Below are 18,083 nucleotides of genomic sequence, written 5' to 3'. Positions count from 1 at the left end.
CTTCTCCGTCTGCCTATCGCCGACACTTTCCCCGCTATTGAACCGGAGAATCCCATGCTCAAACGCCCTCTGGCGCTCGCCGCCGGCCTCGTGCTGTCCTGCTGTGCCGTTGTAGCGCAGGCCGCTGATACCTTGCGGGTCAGTGCCATTCCCGACGAAGCGCCAACCGAACTGCTGCGCAAGTTCGAGCCGCTGGGCAAATACCTGTCCCAGCAGTTGGGCATGCAGGTGAAGTTCGTGCCGGTGGCCGACTACCCGGCAGTGGTTGAATCGCTGGCCAGCGACCGTCTGGATCTGGCCTGGCTGGGGGGGTTCACCTTCGTTCAGGTACACCTCAAAGACCCGACCGCCACACCCCTGGTGCAGCGTGAGCAGGACGCCCAGTTCACGTCCAAGTTCATCACGGCCAACCCGCAGGTGAAGAGCCTGGCCGACCTCAAGGGCAAGTCCTTCGCCTTCGGTTCGATTTCGTCCACCTCTGGCAGCCTGATGCCGCGCTACTTCATGCTCAAGGAAGACAACATCAAGCCTGAGGGCTACTTCAGCCGCGTAGCCTATTCCGGCGCCCACGACGCAACGGTGGCCTGGGTCCAGGCCGGCAAGGTCGATGGTGGCGTGCTCAACGCCAGCGTCTGGCAGAAGCTGGTCGACGCCGGCAAGGTCGATACCAGCAAGGTCAAGGTGTTTGCCACCACCCCGACCTACTATGACTACAACTGGACCGTGCGCGGCAACATGGACCCGGCGCTCAAAGACAAGATCAAGCAAGCCTTCCTCGCCCTGGACCCTTCGAACCCGGAGCACAAGAAGATCCTCGACCTGCAGGCCGCCAGCCGTTTCATCGAAACCAAGCCCGAGAACTATCAGGGCACCGAGCAGGCGGCACGTGAGGCCGGCCTGCTCAAGTGACTATCACGCTGCTCGACGCGGGCCTGCGCCACGGCCAGGTTCGCGCGCTCGACTCCGTCTCTTTGCGTATCACCCAAGGTGAGCGGGTCGCGATCATCGGCCCTTCGGGGGCTGGCAAATCCAGCCTCCTGCACCTGATGGCCACTGCCGTACAGCCCAGCGCAGGGCGCCTGGACGTGTTGGGTGAGCAGCCCTGGGCGTTGTCGGCAAAGGCTCGCCAGCGTCTGCGCGCCAGGGTCGGCCTGGTACATCAGGCGCCGCCCCTGCCGCCTCGTCAGCGGGTGGTGACTGCTGTACTGGCCGGCCGTCTGGGCCAGTGGGGTACGCTGCGGTCGTTGCTCAACCTGGTGTACCCCACCGATGTGCAGGGTGCACGCCAGGTGCTGGCCGAACTGGGCCTGGCGGAAAAGCTGTTCGTCCAGTGCGGGCAGCTTTCCGGTGGCCAGTTGCAGCGCGTCGGCATCGCCCGCGCGTTGTATCAGCGGCCCGAGGTACTGCTGACCGATGAACCGGTTTCAGCAATGGACCCCGTGCTGGCCGAACACAGTCTGGCCCTGCTCAACCGCCATGCCCAAGCCTACGGCGTGACGCTGGTGGCCAGCCTGCATGCAGTGGACCTGGCCTTGGCACATTTCCCGCGGGTTATCGGCATTCGTGAGGGCAGGGTGGCGTTCGACTGCTCTGCCGAGGCAGTGACCGAGCAGATGCTCGATGCGCTCTACGCCAACGAGCAGCTGGGGTCGCCATTGCCCCCGGCCCCGGCCCTGGCTGTGCAGATCCCGCGATGCTGAAGGCCAGCGCCCGCGATCCGGCGTTTGTGCCGCGCCTGTTGGTCGCCCTGGTTGCGCTGGCCCTGCTGTGGCCAGGGGCGCAGTTGAGCGAGCTGAACCCGGGCGTGCTGCTGCAAGCGGAAAACCGCCAGCAGATTGCCAGCTTCACCAGCGCCTTCTGGCCGCCGGCGCATGATGGCGAATTTCTCGAACTGCTGTACGAGGCGACCCTGCAGACATTGGCTGTAGCCACTGCCGGGATGGTACTGGCGCTGCTGCTGGCGGTCCCGGCGAGCCTGCTGGCCAGCCGTGCCTTGTCGTTGCGCGCGGCCTCCCGTGGTGGCCGTTCCGGCGCCTGGTCCCGCCTGCTAAGGATGCCGGTGCGCGGGCTGTTGATTTTCCTGCGCAGTGTTCCCGAGATCGTCTGGGCGCTGCTGTTCGTGCGTGCGGTGGGGCTGGGGCCTACGGCGGGGGTGCTGGCGATCGCCATCACTTACAGCGGCATGCTCGGCAAGGTCTACGCCGAAATCTTCGAATCGGTCGACCAGCGCCCGGCGCATGCCCTGCTGCAAGCGGGCAGTGGCCGGCTGACAGCCTTCTTCTATGGCATCCTGCCCAGTGCCGGGACGGAGCTTGTGTCGTACACCGTCTACCGCTGGGAGTGCGCGGTGCGCGCCTCGGTGGTGATGGGTTTCGTTGGTGCCGGGGGCTTGGGGCAGCAGATCGACCTGTCGATGCGGATGTTCGCAGGCGGTGAGGTGGCAAGCATGCTGCTCGCCTTCTTCGGCCTGGTGCTGCTGGCGGACCTGCTCAGCCGCTTCCTGCGGGGACGGTTGGCATGAACCGGGTGATCAATCTGCTGGTGATGGCTGCCTTGGTTGCCGCTGTAATCGCCTCGTTCAGTTATCTGGACCTCGACCTGCAGGCGCTGGTGGGTAACGGCGGGCTGGGGCAGATGGCCGAGTATGCCGGGCGTTTTCTGCATCCGGACGTTACGGGCGAACACCTGCAAGCGGTGGGGCGCGGTGCCCTGGAAACCCTGGCCATGTCCGGGCTGGGTACGCTGTTGGCAATGGTGCTGGGCATGCTGTTGGCATTACCCGCAGCTGGCCGCTTCGGTTGGCCGCTGCAAGCTGCGGCGCGCCTGCTGCTCAATGCCCTGCGTGCCATTCCCGAGCTGGTGTGGGCAGCACTGATGGTACTGGCGGCAGGGCTTGGCCCCAACGCCGGGACGCTCGCGTTGGCACTGCATACGGCAGGTGTGCTTGGCCGGTTGTACGCTGAGGCGCTGGAAAATACCCCGGTCGAGCCAGCGGCGGCGATCCGCCTGCAAGGTGGCGGGCAACTGGCGGCGTTCTGCTTCGGCACCTTGCCCAACCTGTGGCCGCAGTTGCTGGCCTACAGCTTGTACCGCTGGGAAAACAACATCCGTATGGCCAGTGTGCTTGGGCTCGTTGGCGCAGGGGGGCTGGGGCAGATGCTGTATACCACCCTGAGCCTGTTCCAGGAGGCCCAGGCCAGCACGGTGATCTTGGCCATGCTGGTCTTGGTGCTATTGGTGGACGTGTTCAGTGATGTCATGCGCCAGCGTTATGTGCGGGCCTGAACGCATCAGCCCCTAACTCCCCGCACTGCGCTTCACGTTGCATCGACTCCAGGTTGCGCTCTATGGTCTCGCAAATGGTGTCCATCTGGATCTGGTGTTCACTGAAGCGGAACGGGCTCTGCAGGTCGGTGCCGATCCGCTCGATGGCTAGCAGCATGAACCCGACCACGGTAGACGCCAGTGGCGTGAACCAGCCCAGCGATTCGACCAGACCCACGGGCACGATCAGGCAGAACAACGAGATGAACAGCCGCGGAAAGTACACGTAAGGGTAGGGCAGTGGCGTGTTGGCGATACGCTCCATGCCGCCTTGGGCGTTGGACAGGTCCACCAGCGTCGATTCGAGCCGCGCAAGGCGAATGCTGTCCAGCCGCCCGGCCTTGTATTCGCGGGCGAGCAGGGCTGCCGAACCGCTGAGGATATCGTTGGCGAAATTGTTCGAACGGTTGCGCCGCTCGAACTCCCCGGGCGGGATGAACGCCATCAGTTCGTCGGGGCAGGCTTGGCCTTTGAGGTGCGCCGCCAGGCAATTCACATAAGCAATATGCCGGCGCAACAAGGTCGCCTTGATTGGGTTCAAGCCGTCATCCGGGTCGTCGATCAGCGTCAGCGTCTGCCGGGCGAAGCTGCGCGAACTGTTCACCAGCGCGCCCCACAAGGTGCGCGCCTCCCACCAGCGGTTGTAGGCACTGCTGTTGCGAAAACTCACCAGCACCACCAGCGCCGAACCCAGCAATGTCAGCGGGATCAGCGGTAGAGTAAATTTGCTGTTCAAGAACAGCATGAAATCGATGGTGACCAGCACGTCCCAGATCAGCAGCCAGAACAGCGACCAGCCGATGTAGCCGAAGGTCTTCACCACCAGGCGATACTTGCGGGCGATGATCTCTTTCACGCGGGGAACCTCGACAGGGGGAATGCAGAATCGGACGTCGAGGGTCGGATAAGGTTCGGTGGTTGATGTTGCAAGAAGTTTTGATTTCGCCAACGCGACCCTTTTGCCATCCGACGCCTGCCATGGCAGGTCCCTTTGCATGAGTCGTGCTGGCCTCATCATATGCCAGGCTGAGCGCTGTGCTTGAGCTCAGGTTCAAGTCAAGGTGTGGCTGCGACCACGACATACCCCTTGACTGCGGCAGGCGCGGCCTTGGGCCTCGTTTTATTGGCCAGATACTGGAACCGGCGCCATTCCTTGTCGATTTCGCTATACGACATGAACACGCTGATACGTTCTTTGTCGGCAAGGTCTGGGCGGTTGCGCGCATCGATTTCATCTTTGGCGATGAAGGCGACATTGATCCCAACGACCTTGCCATCTTCGGCGAACACCGGGCCACCGGACATGCCTTTGACCATCGGGCCATCGTGCACCGAATAGAACACGCTGCCTGGCGTGCCTTCCAGGCGTACCAGTGAAGCCAGGGTGTGGCCTTTGCCCTGCACCGGCATCATCAGGCTGTTGAAGCCGACCGCTGTCACGGACTCGCCCGGCACATACTGGCGCCAGAGCGGCACCCGGGCAGCCTTGTGCTTGAAGAACACCACATCACCCAGGCCTTCATGGACCACGTTGCGCAGGAAGGGGGTGTGCTTGGCGGTTACCGCATAGTCTTCGTTCCACTGGATGGCAGTGGCCATCAACAGCATCGGCAGCGGTGCACCGGATGTGACCACGAAAGCCTGATCGTAGACGGGGTCTGACACGTAGGACGTTGGCACTCCATTGCACCCACTGAGCAGCATCATTGCTGCCAGACAGGGCACAGTTGATTTCATGATTTGCACGGGCATTGAGAAATGGGAGCGCGACTATGGCTAAGTGCTATTACGCTATCAATACTTTCTGTGTATATCCGACGAATGACATCTTAGGTGGGGGTGACGAGGGAGGCCAATAGATTCCAGGCATGGCTGGAGGTGCCGTGGTCATTGGGGTGGCGTCAAAATCGGCGGGGTTGAAAAGGGCTTTCGGTGATGGGTGAGCTGGTGTCAGCTCGTTGAGCTGCGTTGAGCTGCGTTGAGCTGCATTGAGCTGGATTGAGCTGCGTTGAGCTGCGTTGAGCTGCATTGAGCTGGATTGAGCTATATTGAGCTGCATTGAGCTATATCCGGAGACGCCATGACATTGCCAAACAAGATTCTGAGAGTGCTTCAGAACGATCAGAGCCTAAGATCGCGCGAGATCGCCGAGCGTCTCGATGCGAGTTGGTCCACAGTCAAGCGTCACCTCGATGCGTTGTTGGAGGCAGGTCAGGTTCAGCGGGAGAAGGACGGACGCATCACGCGTTATCGCCTGGTCACAGCAGTTGCCCAATTACCAGATAGTGCGCCTGCGCAGCCTCTTTCTGCTGAGCTGCCTTGGTCGCCTGCGAGTCTCGCCCTGCGCAAGTCTTTGACTCGTCCATTGGCAATGCGCGAAGTCGTCACCTATCACCGCGACCTTGTAGACAGCTACCAGCCGAACCAGACTGCCTGGCTGTCACCCAGCTTGACGGTTGTACTCGAGGCTGAAGGGCGGATGAGGGGGCAGCAGCCAGCCGGCACCTACGCGCGCAAAGTACTCGAACCTTTGTTGATTGACCTGTCATGGTCCTCGTCACGCTTGGAAGGCAACCGCTATACGCTGCTCGACACCCAGAGGCTGTTCGAAAGTGGTGTGACGCAGGGGGATCTGGATGCGGTCATGTTGCTCAATCACAAGGCGGCCATCGAATTCATGGTCGATGCAGTGCCGGAATACGGGCTCAACTCAGCCGTGATCCGCAACTTGCATGGCTTGCTGATGCAGGATCTGCTGGCAGACAGCAATGCCCTGGGCAGTATTCGCCAGACAGTAGTGAACATCAGCGGTACGACCTATTTCCCAACCCAGGTGCCCTCACTGTTGGAAGAGATGTTCGAGTTGATACTCGACAAGGCGCGTCAGATCAAGAATCCCATCGAGGCGGCATTCTTCTTGTGGATAAACCTGGCCTACCTGCAACCGTTCGAAGATGGCAACAAACGCACAAGTCGATTGGCGGCGAACATACCGCTGATGCTCTACAACTGCTCGCCTTTGTCGTTCCTTGACGTAAACCCGCAGGACTATGCTCTGGCGATGATGGGGGTGTACGAGCAGCGTGACATGGCGATGGCGGCGGATCTGTTTGTCTGGGTCTATCGCAGGTCGATCAGCAAGTATGGCGTGATGCTTGAAGCAATGGGGGTTCCGGACCCTGTTCGCCTGCAGTATCGAGAGGTGTTGAACGAGGCGATTGGTGCCGTCGTACGTGACAGGCTGACAGCCGGTTCAGTGGTAGCCGGGCTGCCTCTTTCAGAGGACGAGAAAAGGCAGTTTCAGCCTTTATTGCAGGCTGAACTGGATATCCTGGCGCTGCACAACTGCGCCAGGTATCGGCTGACCATGAGACAAGTAACGGAGTGGATCAAGGCAGGGCGACCCTCATGATTTCACGTGCCTGGTTATTGAACCCTTGCCCCGTTTTTGCAAGATGGTAGGGAGAGCCCTCTGGTCAAACCGCAGGCATAAAAAAACCGACCATAAGGTCGGTTTTTTCCGGATCTTGGTGCCCCGAGGGAGACTCGAACTCCCACTCCTTTCGAAAACGGATTTTGAATCCGCCGCGTCTACCAATTCCGCCATCAGGGCGTGTGGCGCGCAGTATAGAGAGGTGATTCAGGTCGGTCAATCGGCTTTCATGGTCAATTTTCACGCATTGGGCTAAACTTCCCGGCCCTGCCGAACCCGAACATCATCATGCGCGTCGCCGATTTTTCCTTCGAACTCCCCGATTCCCTGATCGCCCGCCACCCTCTGGCCGAGCGCCATGGCAGCCGACTGCTGGTCCTCGATGGGCCGAGCGGGGCGCTGGCGCACAAGCAATTCACCGATCTGCTCGACTACCTGCGCCCCGGCGACCTGATGGTGTTCAACAACACCCGGGTCATCCCGGCGCGTTTGTTCGGCCAGAAAGCCTCCGGCGGCAAGCTGGAAGTGTTGGTCGAGCGTGTGCTCGACAGCCACCGCGTGCTCGCCCATGTGCGTGCCAGCAAGGCGCCTAAAGAAGGCGCGGTGATCCTCATCGACGGCGGTGGCGAGGCCGAAATGGTTGCGCGCCACGACACGCTGTTCGAACTGCGCTTCACCGAAGAGGTGCTGCCATTGCTCGAGCGTGTCGGGCACATGCCGCTGCCGCCCTACATCGACCGCCCGGACGAGGGCGCCGACCGTGAGCGCTACCAGACCGTGTACGCCGAACGTGCAGGTGCCGTAGCCGCGCCAACCGCTGGCCTGCACTTCGACCAGGCGCTGCTGGACAAGATCGCCGCCAAGGGCGTGGAGCGCGCCTTCGTCACCCTGCATGTGGGTGCTGGCACCTTCCAGCCGGTGCGGGTCGACAAGATCGAAGACCACCACATGCACAAAGAGTGGCTCGAAGTGAGCCAGGATGTGGTCGATGCCATCGAGGCCTGCCGGGCCCGAGGTGGCCGTGTGGTCGCGGTTGGCACCACCAGCGTACGGTCGCTGGAAAGCGCGGCACGCGATGGGGTGCTCAAGGCCTTCAGCGGCGATACCGACATCTTCATCTACCCAGGCCGGCCGTTCCATGTGGTCGACGCCCTGGTCACCAACTTCCACCTGCCGGAGTCCACGCTGCTGATGCTGGTCTCGGCATTCGCCGGTTACCCCGAGACCATGGCTGCCTACGCGGCGGCGGTCGAGCAGGGGTACCGCTTCTTCAGTTACGGTGATGCCATGTTCATCACCCGCAATCCGGCGCCACGCGGCCCAGAGGATCAAGCATGAGTCGCACCTGTCGAATGTCCTTCGAACTGCTGGCCACCGACGGCAAGGCCCGTCGTGGCCGCCTGACCTTCCCCCGTGGCACGGTCGAAACCCCGGCGTTCATGCCGGTGGGTACCTATGGCACGGTCAAGGGCATGCTGCCGCGTGACATCGAGGCCATTGGTGCCGAGATCATCCTTGGCAACACCTTCCACCTGTGGCTGCGCCCAGGCACCGAGGTGATCAAGAAGCACAACGGCCTGCACGATTTCATGCAGTGGAAAGGCCCGATCCTGACTGATTCGGGTGGTTTCCAGGTGTTCAGCCTGGGTGCCATGCGCAAGATCAAGGAGGAGGGCGTGACCTTCGCCTCCCCAGTGGATGGCTCCAAGGTGTTCATGGGCCCGGAAGAGTCCATGCAGGTGCAGCGTGACCTGGGTTCAGACATCGTGATGATCTTCGACGAGTGCACACCGTACCCGGCAGAGCACGATGTGGCGCGCACCTCCATGGAACTGTCGCTGCGTTGGGCGCAACGTTCGAAGAACGCCCACGGGGACAACACTGCGGCGCTGTTCGGCATCGTCCAGGGCGGCATGTATCAGGACTTGCGCATGCGCTCGCTGGAAGCGCTGGTCAATATCGACTTCGACGGCCTGGCCATCGGTGGCCTGTCGGTGGGCGAGCCCAAGCACGAAATGATCAAGGTGCTGGATTACCTGCCGGCCCAGATGCCTGCTGACAAACCTCGTTACCTTATGGGGGTAGGCAAACCTGAAGATCTCGTTGAGGGTGTGCGCCGCGGCGTCGACATGTTCGACTGCGTGATGCCGACGCGTAACGCGCGCAACGGCCATCTGTTCGTCGATACAGGGGTGATCAAGATCCGCAACGCGTTCCATCGCCACGATGATTCGCCGCTGGATCCGACCTGTGATTGCTACACCTGCACGAACTTCTCCCGCGCTTATCTCCATCACCTGGACAAGTGCGGCGAAATGTTGAGCAGCATGCTGAATACCATCCACAACTTGCGCCATTACCAGCGCTTGATGGCCGGTTTACGCGAGGCTATTCAACAGGGTAAATTGGCCGCCTTTGTCGACGCCTTCTATGCCAAGCGCGGGCTGCCTGTGCCGCCTTTGGACTGATTGTTCGCACCATCTAATTAAAACTTAAGCAACTGGAGTGCCCAATGAGCTTCTTGATCCCCGCCGCCTATGCGGACGCTGCTGCACCCGCCGCTGGCCCAGCCGGCACCGGCTTCGAGTGGATTTTCCTGGTCGGTTTCCTGGTCATCTTCTACCTGATGATCTGGCGCCCGCAGGCCAAGCGTGCCAAAGAGCAGAAGAACCTGCTGAGCAACTTGCAAAAAGGTGATGAAGTTGTCACCAACGGCGGCATCGCTGGCAAGATCGTCAAGGTTTCCGATGATTTCGTGGTTCTGGAAGTGTCCGACACTGTCGAGCTGAAGTTCCAGAAGGGCGCCATTGCCGCGACCCTGCCAAAAGGTACGCTCAAGGCTATCTGAGTTACCGGTTTTTTTTCCAGTCGGGGCGCGCAACGCGCCCCGCGTCTTGAACGGGCGGCGTGATGCTGAACAAATACCCTCTGTGGAAATACGCACTGATCGTGTTGGTACTGGCGATCGGTTTTATTTATTCCGCTCCCAACCTCTACCCGGATGACCCGGCGGTGCAGATCAGCGGTGCCAGCTCGGCGCTGCAGGTGAACCAGTCCGACCTCGACCGCGTCAGCAAGGCGCTGGCCGAAGCCGGTATCACCGTCAAGGGTGCAAGCCTGGGTGAGAAGGGCAGCGCGCTGGTGCGCCTGAGCAACCAGGAAGACCAGCTGCCAGCCAAGGATGTAGTGCGCAAGGCACTGGGCGATGATTATGTCGTGGCCCTGAACCTGGCCCAGACCACTCCGCAATGGCTGCGTAACCTGGGTGCAAGCCCGATGAAGCTGGGCCTGGACCTGTCCGGTGGTGTGCACTTCCTGCTGGAAGTGGACATGGACAAGGCCATGAGCGCCCGCATGAAAGTCTACGAAGGCGAGGTCAAGACCTTGCTGCGCAAAGAGCGCGTCCGCTACCGCAGCCTGCCTCAGCAGGATGGCGGCATCATGCTGGGCTTCGCCGACGATGCCACCCGCGAACAGGCACGTGCCCTGATCCGCAAGAATTTCAGTGATTTCGACCTGACCACCAGCGAGCGTAATGAAACCGCCGTGCTGCGTCTGGCGCTGACTCAGGCTAAAGTCGCCGAGATCCGCGAATACTCGATCAAGCAGAACCTCACCACCGTGCGCAACCGCGTCAACGAGCTGGGCGTCGCCGAGCCGCTGGTTCAGCGCCAGGGCGCCAACCGCATCGTGGTCGAGCTGCCAGGCGTGCAGGACACTGCCGAAGCCAAGCGTATCCTCGGCAAGACGGCCAACCTGGAGTTCCGCTTCGGTGCCGAGCCAGGCGCGTCCAGGGCTACTACCGAGGTCTTCGAGTTCCGTGAGGGCGGCCGTTCCGCCCAGGTCGAGCGTGGCCTGATCATCACCGGTGACCAGGTCACCGACGCCCAGGCCAGCTTCGACGAGCATGGACGCCCGCAGGTGAACATTCGCCTCGACGGCCACGGTGGCGAGCTGATGAGCCGCGCGACCCGCAGCAATGTCGGGCGCAGCATGGCGGTGGTCTTCATCGAGCAGAAGCCGGTTACCCGCTACGTCAAGCAGACTGTCAACGGCGTCGAGAAGGACGTGCCGGTGCAGAGCTTCCTGGAAGAGAAGAAGATCATCAGCCTGGCGACCATCCAGTCGCCGCTGGGCAGCCAGTTCCGCATCACCGGCCTTGACGGTCAGGGTGAATCGTCCGAACTGGCCCTGCTGCTGCGGGCCGGTGGCCTGGCCGCGCCGATGTACTTCGCTGAGGAACGTACCATCGGCCCAAGCCTGGGTGCCGACAACATCACCAAGGGTATCGATGCGTCGCTGTGGGGCATGCTGTTCGTCTCGCTGTTCATCATCGCCATCTACCGCGCGTTCGGTGTGCTGGCAACCATCGCCCTGGCGGGCAACATGGTCTTGCTGCTGGCATTGATGTCGCTGTTGGGTGCCACCCTTACCTTGCCGGGTATCGCCGGTATCGTGCTGACCATGGGTATGGCGGTCGACGCCAACGTACTGATCTTCTCGCGTATCCGTGAAGAGATCGCTGCGGGCATGTCGGTGCAGCGCGCAATTCATGAAGGCTTCAACCGGGCGTATTCGGCGATCGTCGATGCCAACCTGACCACACTGCTGGTCGGCGGCATCCTCTTCGCCATGGGTACCGGGCCGGTCAAGGGCTTTGCCGTCACCATGTCCCTCGGGATTTTCACCTCGATGTTCACCGCCGTCATGGTGACCCGTGCACTGGTCAACCTGACCTGTGGCGGGCGTGACATCAAGAAGCTGTGGGTTTGAGGGAGCGACGATGAAAACCATCAACTTCATGGGCGTGCGCAATGTTGCGTTCGCCATAACCGTGCTCCTTACCGTGCTGGCACTGTTCAGCTGGTGGCAGAAGGGCCTGAACTTCGGCCTGGACTTCACCGGCGGTACGCTGATCGAGCTGACCTACGAACGCCCGGCCGACCTCAAGGCGGTACGTGCCGAGCTGGTCGAATCCGGCTTCAACGAAGCCGTGGTACAGAGCTTCGGTGCTACCACCGACCTGCTGGTGCGCATGCCTGGCGATGACCCGATGCTGGGTAACAAGGTGGCCGAAGCCCTGCAGAAGATTGGCGGTGACAACCCGGCGACGGTCAAGCGCGTCGAGTTCGTTGGTCCGCAGGTGGGTGAAGAACTGCGTGACCAGGGGGGCCTCGGCATGCTCCTGGCGCTGGGCGGCATCCTCATCTACCTGGCCTTCCGCTTCCAGTGGAAGTTCGCCGTAGGCGCGATCATCTCGCTGATCCACGACGTGGTGGTGACGCTGGGTATCCTGTCGTTCTTCCAGATCACCTTCGACCTGACGGTGCTGGCTGCGGTGCTGGCGATCATCGGCTACTCGCTCAACGACACCATCGTGGTGTTCGACCGGGTGCGTGAGAACTTCCGCGTGATGCGCAAGGCTTCGCTGATCGAGAACATCAATATCTCGACCACACAGACCTTGCTGCGCACCGTAGCCACTTCCGTTTCGACTCTGCTGGCAATCGCTGCGCTGCTGTTCTTCGGCGGTGACAACCTGTTCGGCTTCTCCCTGGCCCTGTTCATCGGTGTCATGGCGGGTACCTACTCCTCGATCTACATCGCCAACGTGGTGCTGATCTGGCTGAACCTGAACAGCGAAGACCTGATTCCGCCGGCCAAGACCGACGGTGTGGATGATCGTCCTTAAGGCATAGCCCTACGCCGTTCGGCGATCGAAAAGGCGCGAGTGTTGAACTCGCGCCTTTTTTTTTGCTCCAAGGCTGGGAGCAGGCGGGTTTACCCCGCGGGTATGAATCAGGAGGTTCAAGTGAATAAATCAATGCTGGTGGGTGCGGTACTGGGTGCTGTCGGTGTTACTGCCGGAGGTGCTGTGGCGACCTACAGCTTGGTGAACAAAGGCCCCGAATACGCCCAGGTCACCGACGTGCAGCCGATCAAGCAGCAGGTGAAAACCCCTCGCGAAGTGTGCAAGGACGTGGCCGTGACGCGTCAGGCGCCGGTCAAGGATCAGCATCAGATTGCCGGTACCGTTGTAGGCGCCCTGGCGGGCGGCTTGCTGGGTAACCAGATCGGTGGTGGCACCGGCAAGAAAATCGCCACCGTGGCCGGTGCGGTCGGTGGTGGCTATGCAGGCAACAAGGTGCAGGAGGGCATGCAGGAGCGTGATACCTATACCACCACGCAGACCCGTTGCAGCACGGTCAACGATGTCAGTGAGAAGGTCGTTGGTTACAACGTGACCTACTCAATCGGTGACCAGGTCGGCAAGGTGAAGATGGATCGCGAGCCTGGCTCGACCATCCCACTGGACAAGAATGGCAAGCTGATCCTGAGCGACGCCGGGCAGCAATAATATTGCAGGCACAAAAAAAGCACCGCGAGGTGCTTTTTTTGTGCCTGCAATCTGCGCTTAGCGCTTCATGTGCTCTGGCAGGTGCGGCTGGATAGCGGTCAGCACGGCCTTGAAGCACTTGATGTTGCCGGCAACGATGTGGCCTTTGTCGAGGAAGTCGTGGCCACCGTTGAAGTCGCTCACCAGGCCGCCCGCTTCCTGGATCAGCAGCACGCCCGCTGCCATGTCCCATTCGGACAGGCCCGACTCCCAGAAGGCGTCGAAGCGGCCGGCGGCCACGTAGGCCAGGTCCAGGCTGGCGGAACCAGCGCGGCGGATGCCGGCAGTCTGGCCAGTCAGAGCGCGGAACATGCCCAGGTAGTTGTCCAGGTCGGCCATCTGGCTGTCACGGAACGGGAAGCCGGTGCCCAGCAGGGCGCCGTCCAGGCTGGTGCGCGAGCTGACGCGCAGGCGACGGCCATTGAGCTGGGCCCCACGGCCACGGCTGGCGGTGAATTCTTCCTGGCGTACCGGGTCGAGAACGACGGCGTGTTCAATGCGGCCACGGTATTTGCAGGCAATGCTGACGGCGAAGTGCGGGATGCCACGCAGGAAGTTGGTGGTACCGTCCAGTGGGTCGATGATCCACAGGTAGTCCTTGCCTTCTTCGCCGGTGCCCGCGTGCATGCCCGTCTCTTCACCCTGAATGGAGTGGTTCGGGTAGGCCTTGCGCAGTGCGTCGACGATCTTCTGCTCGGCGGCGCGATCAACCTCGGAAACGTAGTCCTTAGCCTCTTTCTCGTCCACCTTGATGCTATCCAGGCGTTCGATGGAGCGGAAAATCAGTTCACTGGCGCTGCGAGCGGCGCGCAGGGCGATATTCAGCATAGGCTGCATGGGCGGGTCACCTGGAGATGTTAAAGAAGAAAGCCGAACATTCTAGCAGAAAAGTTTGGCGGCAGAAGTGTCACATTTGCTTTCATGGCGTTACGCTGGTCGGTTCTGTAAGATCGAACCCCTAAAACCCGCATCTGTGAGCACAACACCTTGCTGCAAAATATTCGTGTTGTTCTGGTCAATACCAGCCACCCCGGCAACATCGGCGGCGCTGCGCGTGCCATGAAAAACATGGGCTTGACGCGTCTGGTGCTGGTGCAGCCAAAAGAATTTCCCGCCGCAGACGCCAGTGCGCGTGCCTCCGGTGCCGACGATGTACTGGCCGGTGCCCAGGTGGTCGACAGCCTTGAGCAGGCGCTGGTCGGCTGCAGCCTGGTCATGGGCACCAGCGCCCGTGAGCGCAGTATTCCCTGGCCGTTGATCGACCCCCGTGAATGCGGGGCCAAGGCCGTGGAGCATGCCGTCGGCGGTGAGGAGATCGCCTTGGTGTTCGGGCGTGAGCACGCCGGCCTGACCAACGAAGAACTGCAGCGATGTCACTTCCACGTGCACATTCCCTCGAACCCCGACTTCAGCTCGCTGAACCTGGCCGCTGCGGTCCAGGTGCTCGCCTATGAGGTGCGCATGGCCTGGCTGGCGGCTGAAGGCACGGCGCAGAAAGTCGAAAAGGCCGACGCCAGCGAGCTGGCGACCATGGACGAAATGGAGCTGTTCTATGAGCACCTGGAAAAAACCCTGGTGGACATCGGCTTCCTTGACCCCGAAAAGCCCAAGCACCTGATGGCGCGCCTGCGCCGGCTGTACGGGCGCAGCTCGGTGGAACGTCCGGAAATGAGCATTTTGCGCGGTATCCTCACCGAGACCCAGAAGGTCGCACGGGGCGAGCCGCATAAAAGGAAGGACTGACAGATGTTCGAACGTCTGCGTGAAGATATCCAGAGCGTTTTCCATCGGGACCCGGCGGCACGCAATGCCTTCGAGGTGCTGACCTGCTACCCGGGCATGCATGCCATCTGGTTGCATCGCCTGGGCAATGCCTTGTGGAAGCGCGATTTCAAATGGCTGGCTCGCCTGGTGTCGAACTTTGGCCGCTGGATGACTGGCATCGAGATCCATCCCGGCGCAACCATCGGGCGGCGCTTTTTCATCGATCACGGCATGGGTATCGTGATCGGCGAAACCGCAGAGATCGGCGACGACGTCACTCTTTACCAGGGCGTGACCCTGGGTGGCACCAGCTGGAACAAAGGCAAGCGCCACCCGACCCTGGAAAACGGCGTAGTGGTGGGGGCGGGGGCCAAAGTGCTCGGCCCGTTCACCGTAGGCGCCGGGGCCAAGATCGGTTCCAATGCAGTGGTGACCAAGGCGGTGCCGGCAGGTGCCACGGCGGTCGGCATTCCGGGGCGGATCATCGTCAAGAGCGAAGACAGCGAAGTCGAGGCTAGGCGCAAGGCCATGGCCGAAAAGATCGGCTTCGATGCCTACGGCGTCAGTGGCGACATGCCTGACCCGGTGGCGCGTGCCATCGGCCAGATGCTCGACCACCTGCAGGCTGTCGACGAGCGCCTGGAGGGCATGTGCGGCGCATTGACCAAAATGGGCAGTGACTACTGCGCCAAGGAGCTGCCGGCCCTGCCCGAAGATGACTTCAGCGAGACTGCGGCAGCGGTCCCGCGCGACGCTCGGTCGCATTGATCGCGCCGCAGTGAAGTCATACTGACATATGGGGCGTGTGCTCGCGCCCCTTTACTGCTACAATCGCGCCCCATTCCCAGATGCAAACCCGACTAAAGCAGTAGGTCTAATAGTTGACTTAAATGCTCGGGAATCGCATACTCGCTCACATCCTGTAACTCCCGTGGTATCCATTAGCCATGCGACTGACTACCAAAGGCCGATACGCCGTGACAGCCATGCTTGATCTGGCGTTGCACGCGCAGCATGGGCCTGTGTCTTTGGCCGACATTTCCGAGCGCCAGGGCATTTCCCTCTCTTATCTGGAGCAGCTGTTCGCCAAGCTGCGCCGCAGCAGTCTGGTATCCAGCGTGCGCGGCCCGGGCGGTGGTTACCAGCTGTCCCGTGGCATGGAAACCATCCAGGTGGCCCAAGTCATCGACGCGGTCAACGAATCGGTCGATGCCACCCGTTGCCAGGGCCTTGGGGATTGCCATGCCGGTGACACCTGCCTGACCCACCACTTGTGGTGCGACCTCAGCCAGCAGATCCACGAATTCCTCAGCGGCATCAGCCTGGCCGACCTCGTCATGCGCCGTGAGGTGCAGGAAGTCGCCCAGCGCCAGGACCTGCGTCGTGTCGCAGGCCGTTCTGCCCAGCTGGACAAGATTGAGACGTCCGCCGTCGACTGACCTTTATTAACAGTGACGACGAGCGACGCCACCGCCTGATAGGAGATACTCAATGAAGTTGCCGATCTACCTCGATTACTCCGCGACCACGCCGGTCGATCCCCGTGTCGCCCAGAAGATGGCCGACTGCCTGCTGGTCGACGGTAACTTCGGTAACCCGGCTTCGCGCTCCCACGTGTTTGGCTGGAAAGCCGAGGAAGCGGTCGAAAACGGCCGTCGCCAGGTTGCCGAGCTGATCAACGCCGACCCGCGCGAGATCGTCTGGACCAGCGGTGCTACCGAGTCCGACAACCTCGCCATCAAAGGCGTGGCGCACTTCTATCAGTCCAAAGGCAAGCACATCATCACCTCCAAGATCGAGCACAAGGCGGTCCTGGATACCGCTCGCCAGCTCGAGCGTGAAGGCTTCGAAGTCACCTACCTCGAGCCAGGCGAAGACGGCATCGTCACCCCGGCCCAGGTCGAGGCGGTGCTGCGTGACGACACCATTCTGGTCTCGCTGATGCACGTCAACAACGAAGTCGGCTCGATCAACGACATTGCCGCCATCGGTGAACTGACCCGTTCGCGCGGCGTGTTGTTCCACGTTGACGCCGCCCAGTCGGCCGGCAAGGTGGAAATCGACCTGCAGAAGCTGAAAGTCGACCTGATGTCGTTCTCTGCGCACAAGGCCTACGGCCCGAAAGGTATTGGCGCGCTGTATGTCAGCCGCAAGCCTCGCGTGCGTCTGGAAGCGATCATCCACGGCGGTGGCCATGAGCGCGGCATGCGGTCGGGCACCTTGCCGACCCACCAGATCGTCGGCATGGGCGAAGCGTTCGCCATTGCCAAGCAGGAAATGGCTGCTGAAAACCAGCGCATCAAGGCCCTGAGCGACCGTTTCTTCAAGCAGGTCTCGGACCTCGAAGAGCTGTATGTCAACGGTAGCCAGACTGCGCGCGTCCCGCACAACCTGAACCTGAGCTTCAACTATGTCGAAGGCGAGTCGCTGCTGATGTCGCTCAAGGACATCGCGGTATCGTCCGGTTCGGCCTGTACCTCCGCTTCGCTCGAGCCGTCGTATGTACTGCGCGCTCTGGGCCGTAACGACGAGCTGGCGCACAGCTCGATCCGCTTCTCCTTCGGCCGCTTCACCACCGAAGAAGAAGTCGACTACGCCGCGCAGAAAGTCTGCGAGGCTGTAAACAAACTGCGTGAGCTGTCGCCGCTGTGGGACATGTACAAAGACGGCGTTGACATCTCCAAGATCGAGTGGGCCGCCCACTAAGCAGTCGCCGGCAAGAGCGGCTCCCTGATGAGGAAGGAATTGCACCATGGCATACAGTGAAAAGGTCATCGACCACTACGAAAACCCACGTAACGTCGGCAAGATGAATGCCGAGGACCCGGATGTCGGTACCGGCATGGTCGGCGCCCCAGCGTGCGGTGACGTGATGCGTCTGCAGATCAAGGTCAACGAGCAAGGCATCATCGAAGATGCCAAGTTCAAGACTTACGGCTGCGGTTCGGCCATCGCTTCCAGCTCCCTCGCCACCGAGTGGATGAAGGGCAAGACCCTGGACGAAGCTGAAACCATCAAGAACACCCAGCTGGCGGAAGAACTGGCGTTGCCGCCGGTCAAGATCCACTGCTCGGTACTCGCCGAGGATGCCATCAAGGCAGCCGTTCGCGATTACAAGCAGAAGAAAGGCTTGATCTAAGTCGCCTGTTGCGAAGTATCCGACGT

19 protein-coding genes and 1 tRNA gene are annotated in these 18,083 nt (G+C 61.4%); 16 read left to right on the top strand and 4 right to left on the bottom strand.

Translation table 11 applies throughout. The features are described from left to right. Nucleotides 1-54 precede the first annotated feature (54 nt). Genes ACW4TB_RS12705 through phnE form a run of 4 tightly spaced genes read left to right on the top strand, consistent with a single transcriptional unit; the run spans nt 55 to nt 3,285 of the window. Nucleotides 55-909: a putative selenate ABC transporter substrate-binding protein gene (locus tag ACW4TB_RS12705; RefSeq protein WP_279930613.1), complete on the top strand. Its 855-nt coding sequence runs from the start codon at nt 55-57 to the stop codon at nt 907-909. Continuing rightward, the gene (locus tag ACW4TB_RS12700; protein ID WP_279930615.1) at nt 906-1,700 is read left to right on the top strand and encodes a phosphonate ABC transporter ATP-binding protein; all 795 of its coding nucleotides are present in this window, start codon (nt 906-908) and stop codon (nt 1,698-1,700) included. Before ACW4TB_RS12705 ends, ACW4TB_RS12700 begins: the two co-directional genes overlap by 4 nt. Continuing rightward, the gene (locus ACW4TB_RS12695) at nt 1,694-2,521 is read left to right on the top strand and encodes a PhnE/PtxC family ABC transporter permease (RefSeq protein WP_012316167.1); all 828 of its coding nucleotides are present in this window, start codon (nt 1,694-1,696) and stop codon (nt 2,519-2,521) included. The genes ACW4TB_RS12700 and ACW4TB_RS12695 overlap by 7 nt, the downstream gene beginning before the upstream one ends. Further along, entirely contained in the window at nt 2,518-3,285 is a 768-nt protein-coding gene (gene phnE, locus ACW4TB_RS12690) for a phosphonate ABC transporter, permease protein PhnE (protein ID WP_254466469.1), read from the top strand. Before ACW4TB_RS12695 ends, phnE begins: the two co-directional genes overlap by 4 nt. Here phnE and ACW4TB_RS12685 read toward each other — a convergent pair. Further along, nucleotides 3,257-4,180, bottom strand: coding sequence for a bestrophin family protein (locus ACW4TB_RS12685; RefSeq protein ID WP_012316165.1), 924 nt, complete (start codon nt 4,178-4,180; stop codon nt 3,257-3,259). The two genes, phnE and ACW4TB_RS12685, sit on opposite strands and share 29 nt — an antisense overlap. 200 nt (nt 4,181-4,380) lie before the next feature. Continuing rightward, nucleotides 4,381-4,989: a trypsin-like peptidase domain-containing protein gene (locus tag ACW4TB_RS12680; protein ID WP_455842986.1), complete on the bottom strand. Its 609-nt coding sequence runs from the start codon at nt 4,987-4,989 to the stop codon at nt 4,381-4,383. A 415-nt stretch (nt 4,990-5,404) separates the two neighbouring features. On the opposite strand from ACW4TB_RS12680, the gene ACW4TB_RS12675 reads away from it, so the two are divergent. Beyond that, nucleotides 5,405-6,736 carry a Fic family protein gene (locus ACW4TB_RS12675; RefSeq protein WP_279930619.1) on the top strand — a complete coding sequence of 444 codons (1,332 nt, stop codon included), beginning with the start codon at nt 5,405-5,407 and terminating at the stop codon, nt 6,734-6,736. 116 nt (nt 6,737-6,852) lie between these two features. Here ACW4TB_RS12675 and ACW4TB_RS12670 read toward each other — a convergent pair. Beyond that, nucleotides 6,853-6,937, bottom strand: a tRNA-Leu gene (locus tag ACW4TB_RS12670). Between the two features lie 108 nt (nt 6,938-7,045). On the opposite strand from ACW4TB_RS12670, the gene queA reads away from it, so the two are divergent. The 6 genes from queA to ACW4TB_RS12640 all read left to right on the top strand — a co-directional run bounded on the left by queA (nt 7,046) and on the right by ACW4TB_RS12640 (nt 13,115). Next, nucleotides 7,046-8,095, top strand: a complete 1,050-nt coding sequence (gene queA / locus ACW4TB_RS12665; protein WP_039602792.1) for a tRNA preQ1(34) S-adenosylmethionine ribosyltransferase-isomerase QueA — start codon at nt 7,046-7,048, stop codon at nt 8,093-8,095. Nucleotides 8,096-8,109: 14 nt separating this feature from the next. Next, a complete protein-coding gene (tgt, locus tag ACW4TB_RS12660; RefSeq protein ID WP_162144435.1) occupies nt 8,110-9,225 on the top strand; it encodes a tRNA guanosine(34) transglycosylase Tgt in 1,116 nt (371 codons plus the stop codon). Nucleotides 9,226-9,269: 44 nt separating this feature from the next. Then, on the top strand, nt 9,270-9,605 hold the full coding sequence (gene yajC / locus ACW4TB_RS12655; RefSeq protein WP_008092587.1) for a preprotein translocase subunit YajC: 336 nt from the start codon (nt 9,270-9,272) through the stop codon (nt 9,603-9,605). 62 nt (nt 9,606-9,667) lie between these two features. Continuing rightward, on the top strand, nt 9,668-11,530 hold the full coding sequence (gene secD / locus ACW4TB_RS12650; RefSeq protein ID WP_279930621.1) for a protein translocase subunit SecD: 1,863 nt from the start codon (nt 9,668-9,670) through the stop codon (nt 11,528-11,530). Nucleotides 11,531-11,540: 10 nt separating this feature from the next. Continuing rightward, on the top strand, nt 11,541-12,449 hold the full coding sequence (gene secF, locus ACW4TB_RS12645) for a protein translocase subunit SecF (RefSeq protein ID WP_254466451.1): 909 nt from the start codon (nt 11,541-11,543) through the stop codon (nt 12,447-12,449). Between the two features lie 120 nt (nt 12,450-12,569). Continuing rightward, on the top strand, nt 12,570-13,115 hold the full coding sequence (locus ACW4TB_RS12640; RefSeq protein WP_042111733.1) for a glycine zipper 2TM domain-containing protein: 546 nt from the start codon (nt 12,570-12,572) through the stop codon (nt 13,113-13,115). A gap of 57 nt (nt 13,116-13,172) precedes the next feature. Here the strand turns inward: ACW4TB_RS12640 and suhB are convergent, their stop codons facing one another. Then, nucleotides 13,173-13,991: a type III secretion system regulator SuhB gene (gene suhB / locus ACW4TB_RS12635; RefSeq protein WP_012316148.1), complete on the bottom strand. Its 819-nt coding sequence runs from the start codon at nt 13,989-13,991 to the stop codon at nt 13,173-13,175. Nucleotides 13,992-14,141: 150 nt separating this feature from the next. Between suhB and trmJ the strand changes: the two genes are divergently transcribed. From trmJ to iscU, 5 genes are all read left to right on the top strand, one after another. Further along, nucleotides 14,142-14,897 carry a tRNA (cytosine(32)/uridine(32)-2'-O)-methyltransferase TrmJ gene (trmJ, locus tag ACW4TB_RS12630; RefSeq protein ID WP_012316147.1) on the top strand — a complete coding sequence of 252 codons (756 nt, stop codon included), beginning with the start codon at nt 14,142-14,144 and terminating at the stop codon, nt 14,895-14,897. 3 nt (nt 14,898-14,900) lie between these two features. Beyond that, entirely contained in the window at nt 14,901-15,686 is a 786-nt protein-coding gene (gene cysE, locus ACW4TB_RS12625) for a serine O-acetyltransferase (RefSeq protein WP_012316146.1), read from the top strand. Between the two features lie 179 nt (nt 15,687-15,865). Continuing rightward, the gene (gene iscR / locus ACW4TB_RS12620; RefSeq protein ID WP_042111731.1) at nt 15,866-16,357 is read left to right on the top strand and encodes a Fe-S cluster assembly transcriptional regulator IscR; all 492 of its coding nucleotides are present in this window, start codon (nt 15,866-15,868) and stop codon (nt 16,355-16,357) included. Between the two features lie 52 nt (nt 16,358-16,409). Further along, nucleotides 16,410-17,624, top strand: coding sequence for an IscS subfamily cysteine desulfurase (locus ACW4TB_RS12615; RefSeq protein WP_012316144.1), 1,215 nt, complete (start codon nt 16,410-16,412; stop codon nt 17,622-17,624). A 46-nt stretch (nt 17,625-17,670) separates the two neighbouring features. After that, a complete protein-coding gene (gene iscU / locus ACW4TB_RS12610) occupies nt 17,671-18,057 on the top strand; it encodes a Fe-S cluster assembly scaffold IscU (protein WP_007929523.1) in 387 nt (128 codons plus the stop codon). The last annotated feature ends 26 nt before the right edge of the window (nt 18,058-18,083 follow it).

The organism is Lelliottia jeotgali (assembly GCF_977070485.1).
This window is presented reverse-complemented; position numbering and strand designations above follow the sequence as displayed.

Excerpts from the sequence above, each read along its gene's own strand:
- ACW4TB_RS12705 (WP_279930613.1), top strand. The coding sequence starts at position 55 with ATGCTCAAACGCCCTCTGGCGCTCGCCGCCGGCCTCGTGCTGTCCTGC.
- ACW4TB_RS12695 (WP_012316167.1), top strand. The coding sequence starts at position 1,694 with ATGCTGAAGGCCAGCGCCCGCGATCCGGCGTTTGTGCCGCGCCTGTTG.
- phnE (WP_254466469.1), top strand. The coding sequence starts at position 2,518 with ATGAACCGGGTGATCAATCTGCTGGTGATGGCTGCCTTGGTTGCCGCT.
- ACW4TB_RS12675 (WP_279930619.1), top strand. The coding sequence starts at position 5,405 with ATGACATTGCCAAACAAGATTCTGAGAGTGCTTCAGAACGATCAGAGC.
- queA (WP_039602792.1), top strand. The coding sequence starts at position 7,046 with ATGCGCGTCGCCGATTTTTCCTTCGAACTCCCCGATTCCCTGATCGCC.
- tgt (WP_162144435.1), top strand. The coding sequence starts at position 8,110 with ATGTCCTTCGAACTGCTGGCCACCGACGGCAAGGCCCGTCGTGGCCGC.
- yajC (WP_008092587.1), top strand. The coding sequence starts at position 9,270 with ATGAGCTTCTTGATCCCCGCCGCCTATGCGGACGCTGCTGCACCCGCC.
- secD (WP_279930621.1), top strand. The coding sequence starts at position 9,668 with ATGCTGAACAAATACCCTCTGTGGAAATACGCACTGATCGTGTTGGTA.
- secF (WP_254466451.1), top strand. The coding sequence starts at position 11,541 with ATGAAAACCATCAACTTCATGGGCGTGCGCAATGTTGCGTTCGCCATA.
- suhB (WP_012316148.1), bottom strand. The coding sequence starts at position 13,991 with ATGCAGCCTATGCTGAATATCGCCCTGCGCGCCGCTCGCAGCGCCAGT.
- cysE (WP_012316146.1), top strand. The coding sequence starts at position 14,901 with ATGTTCGAACGTCTGCGTGAAGATATCCAGAGCGTTTTCCATCGGGAC.
- iscR (WP_042111731.1), top strand. The coding sequence starts at position 15,866 with ATGCGACTGACTACCAAAGGCCGATACGCCGTGACAGCCATGCTTGAT.
- ACW4TB_RS12615 (WP_012316144.1), top strand. The coding sequence starts at position 16,410 with ATGAAGTTGCCGATCTACCTCGATTACTCCGCGACCACGCCGGTCGAT.
- iscU (WP_007929523.1), top strand. The coding sequence starts at position 17,671 with ATGGCATACAGTGAAAAGGTCATCGACCACTACGAAAACCCACGTAAC.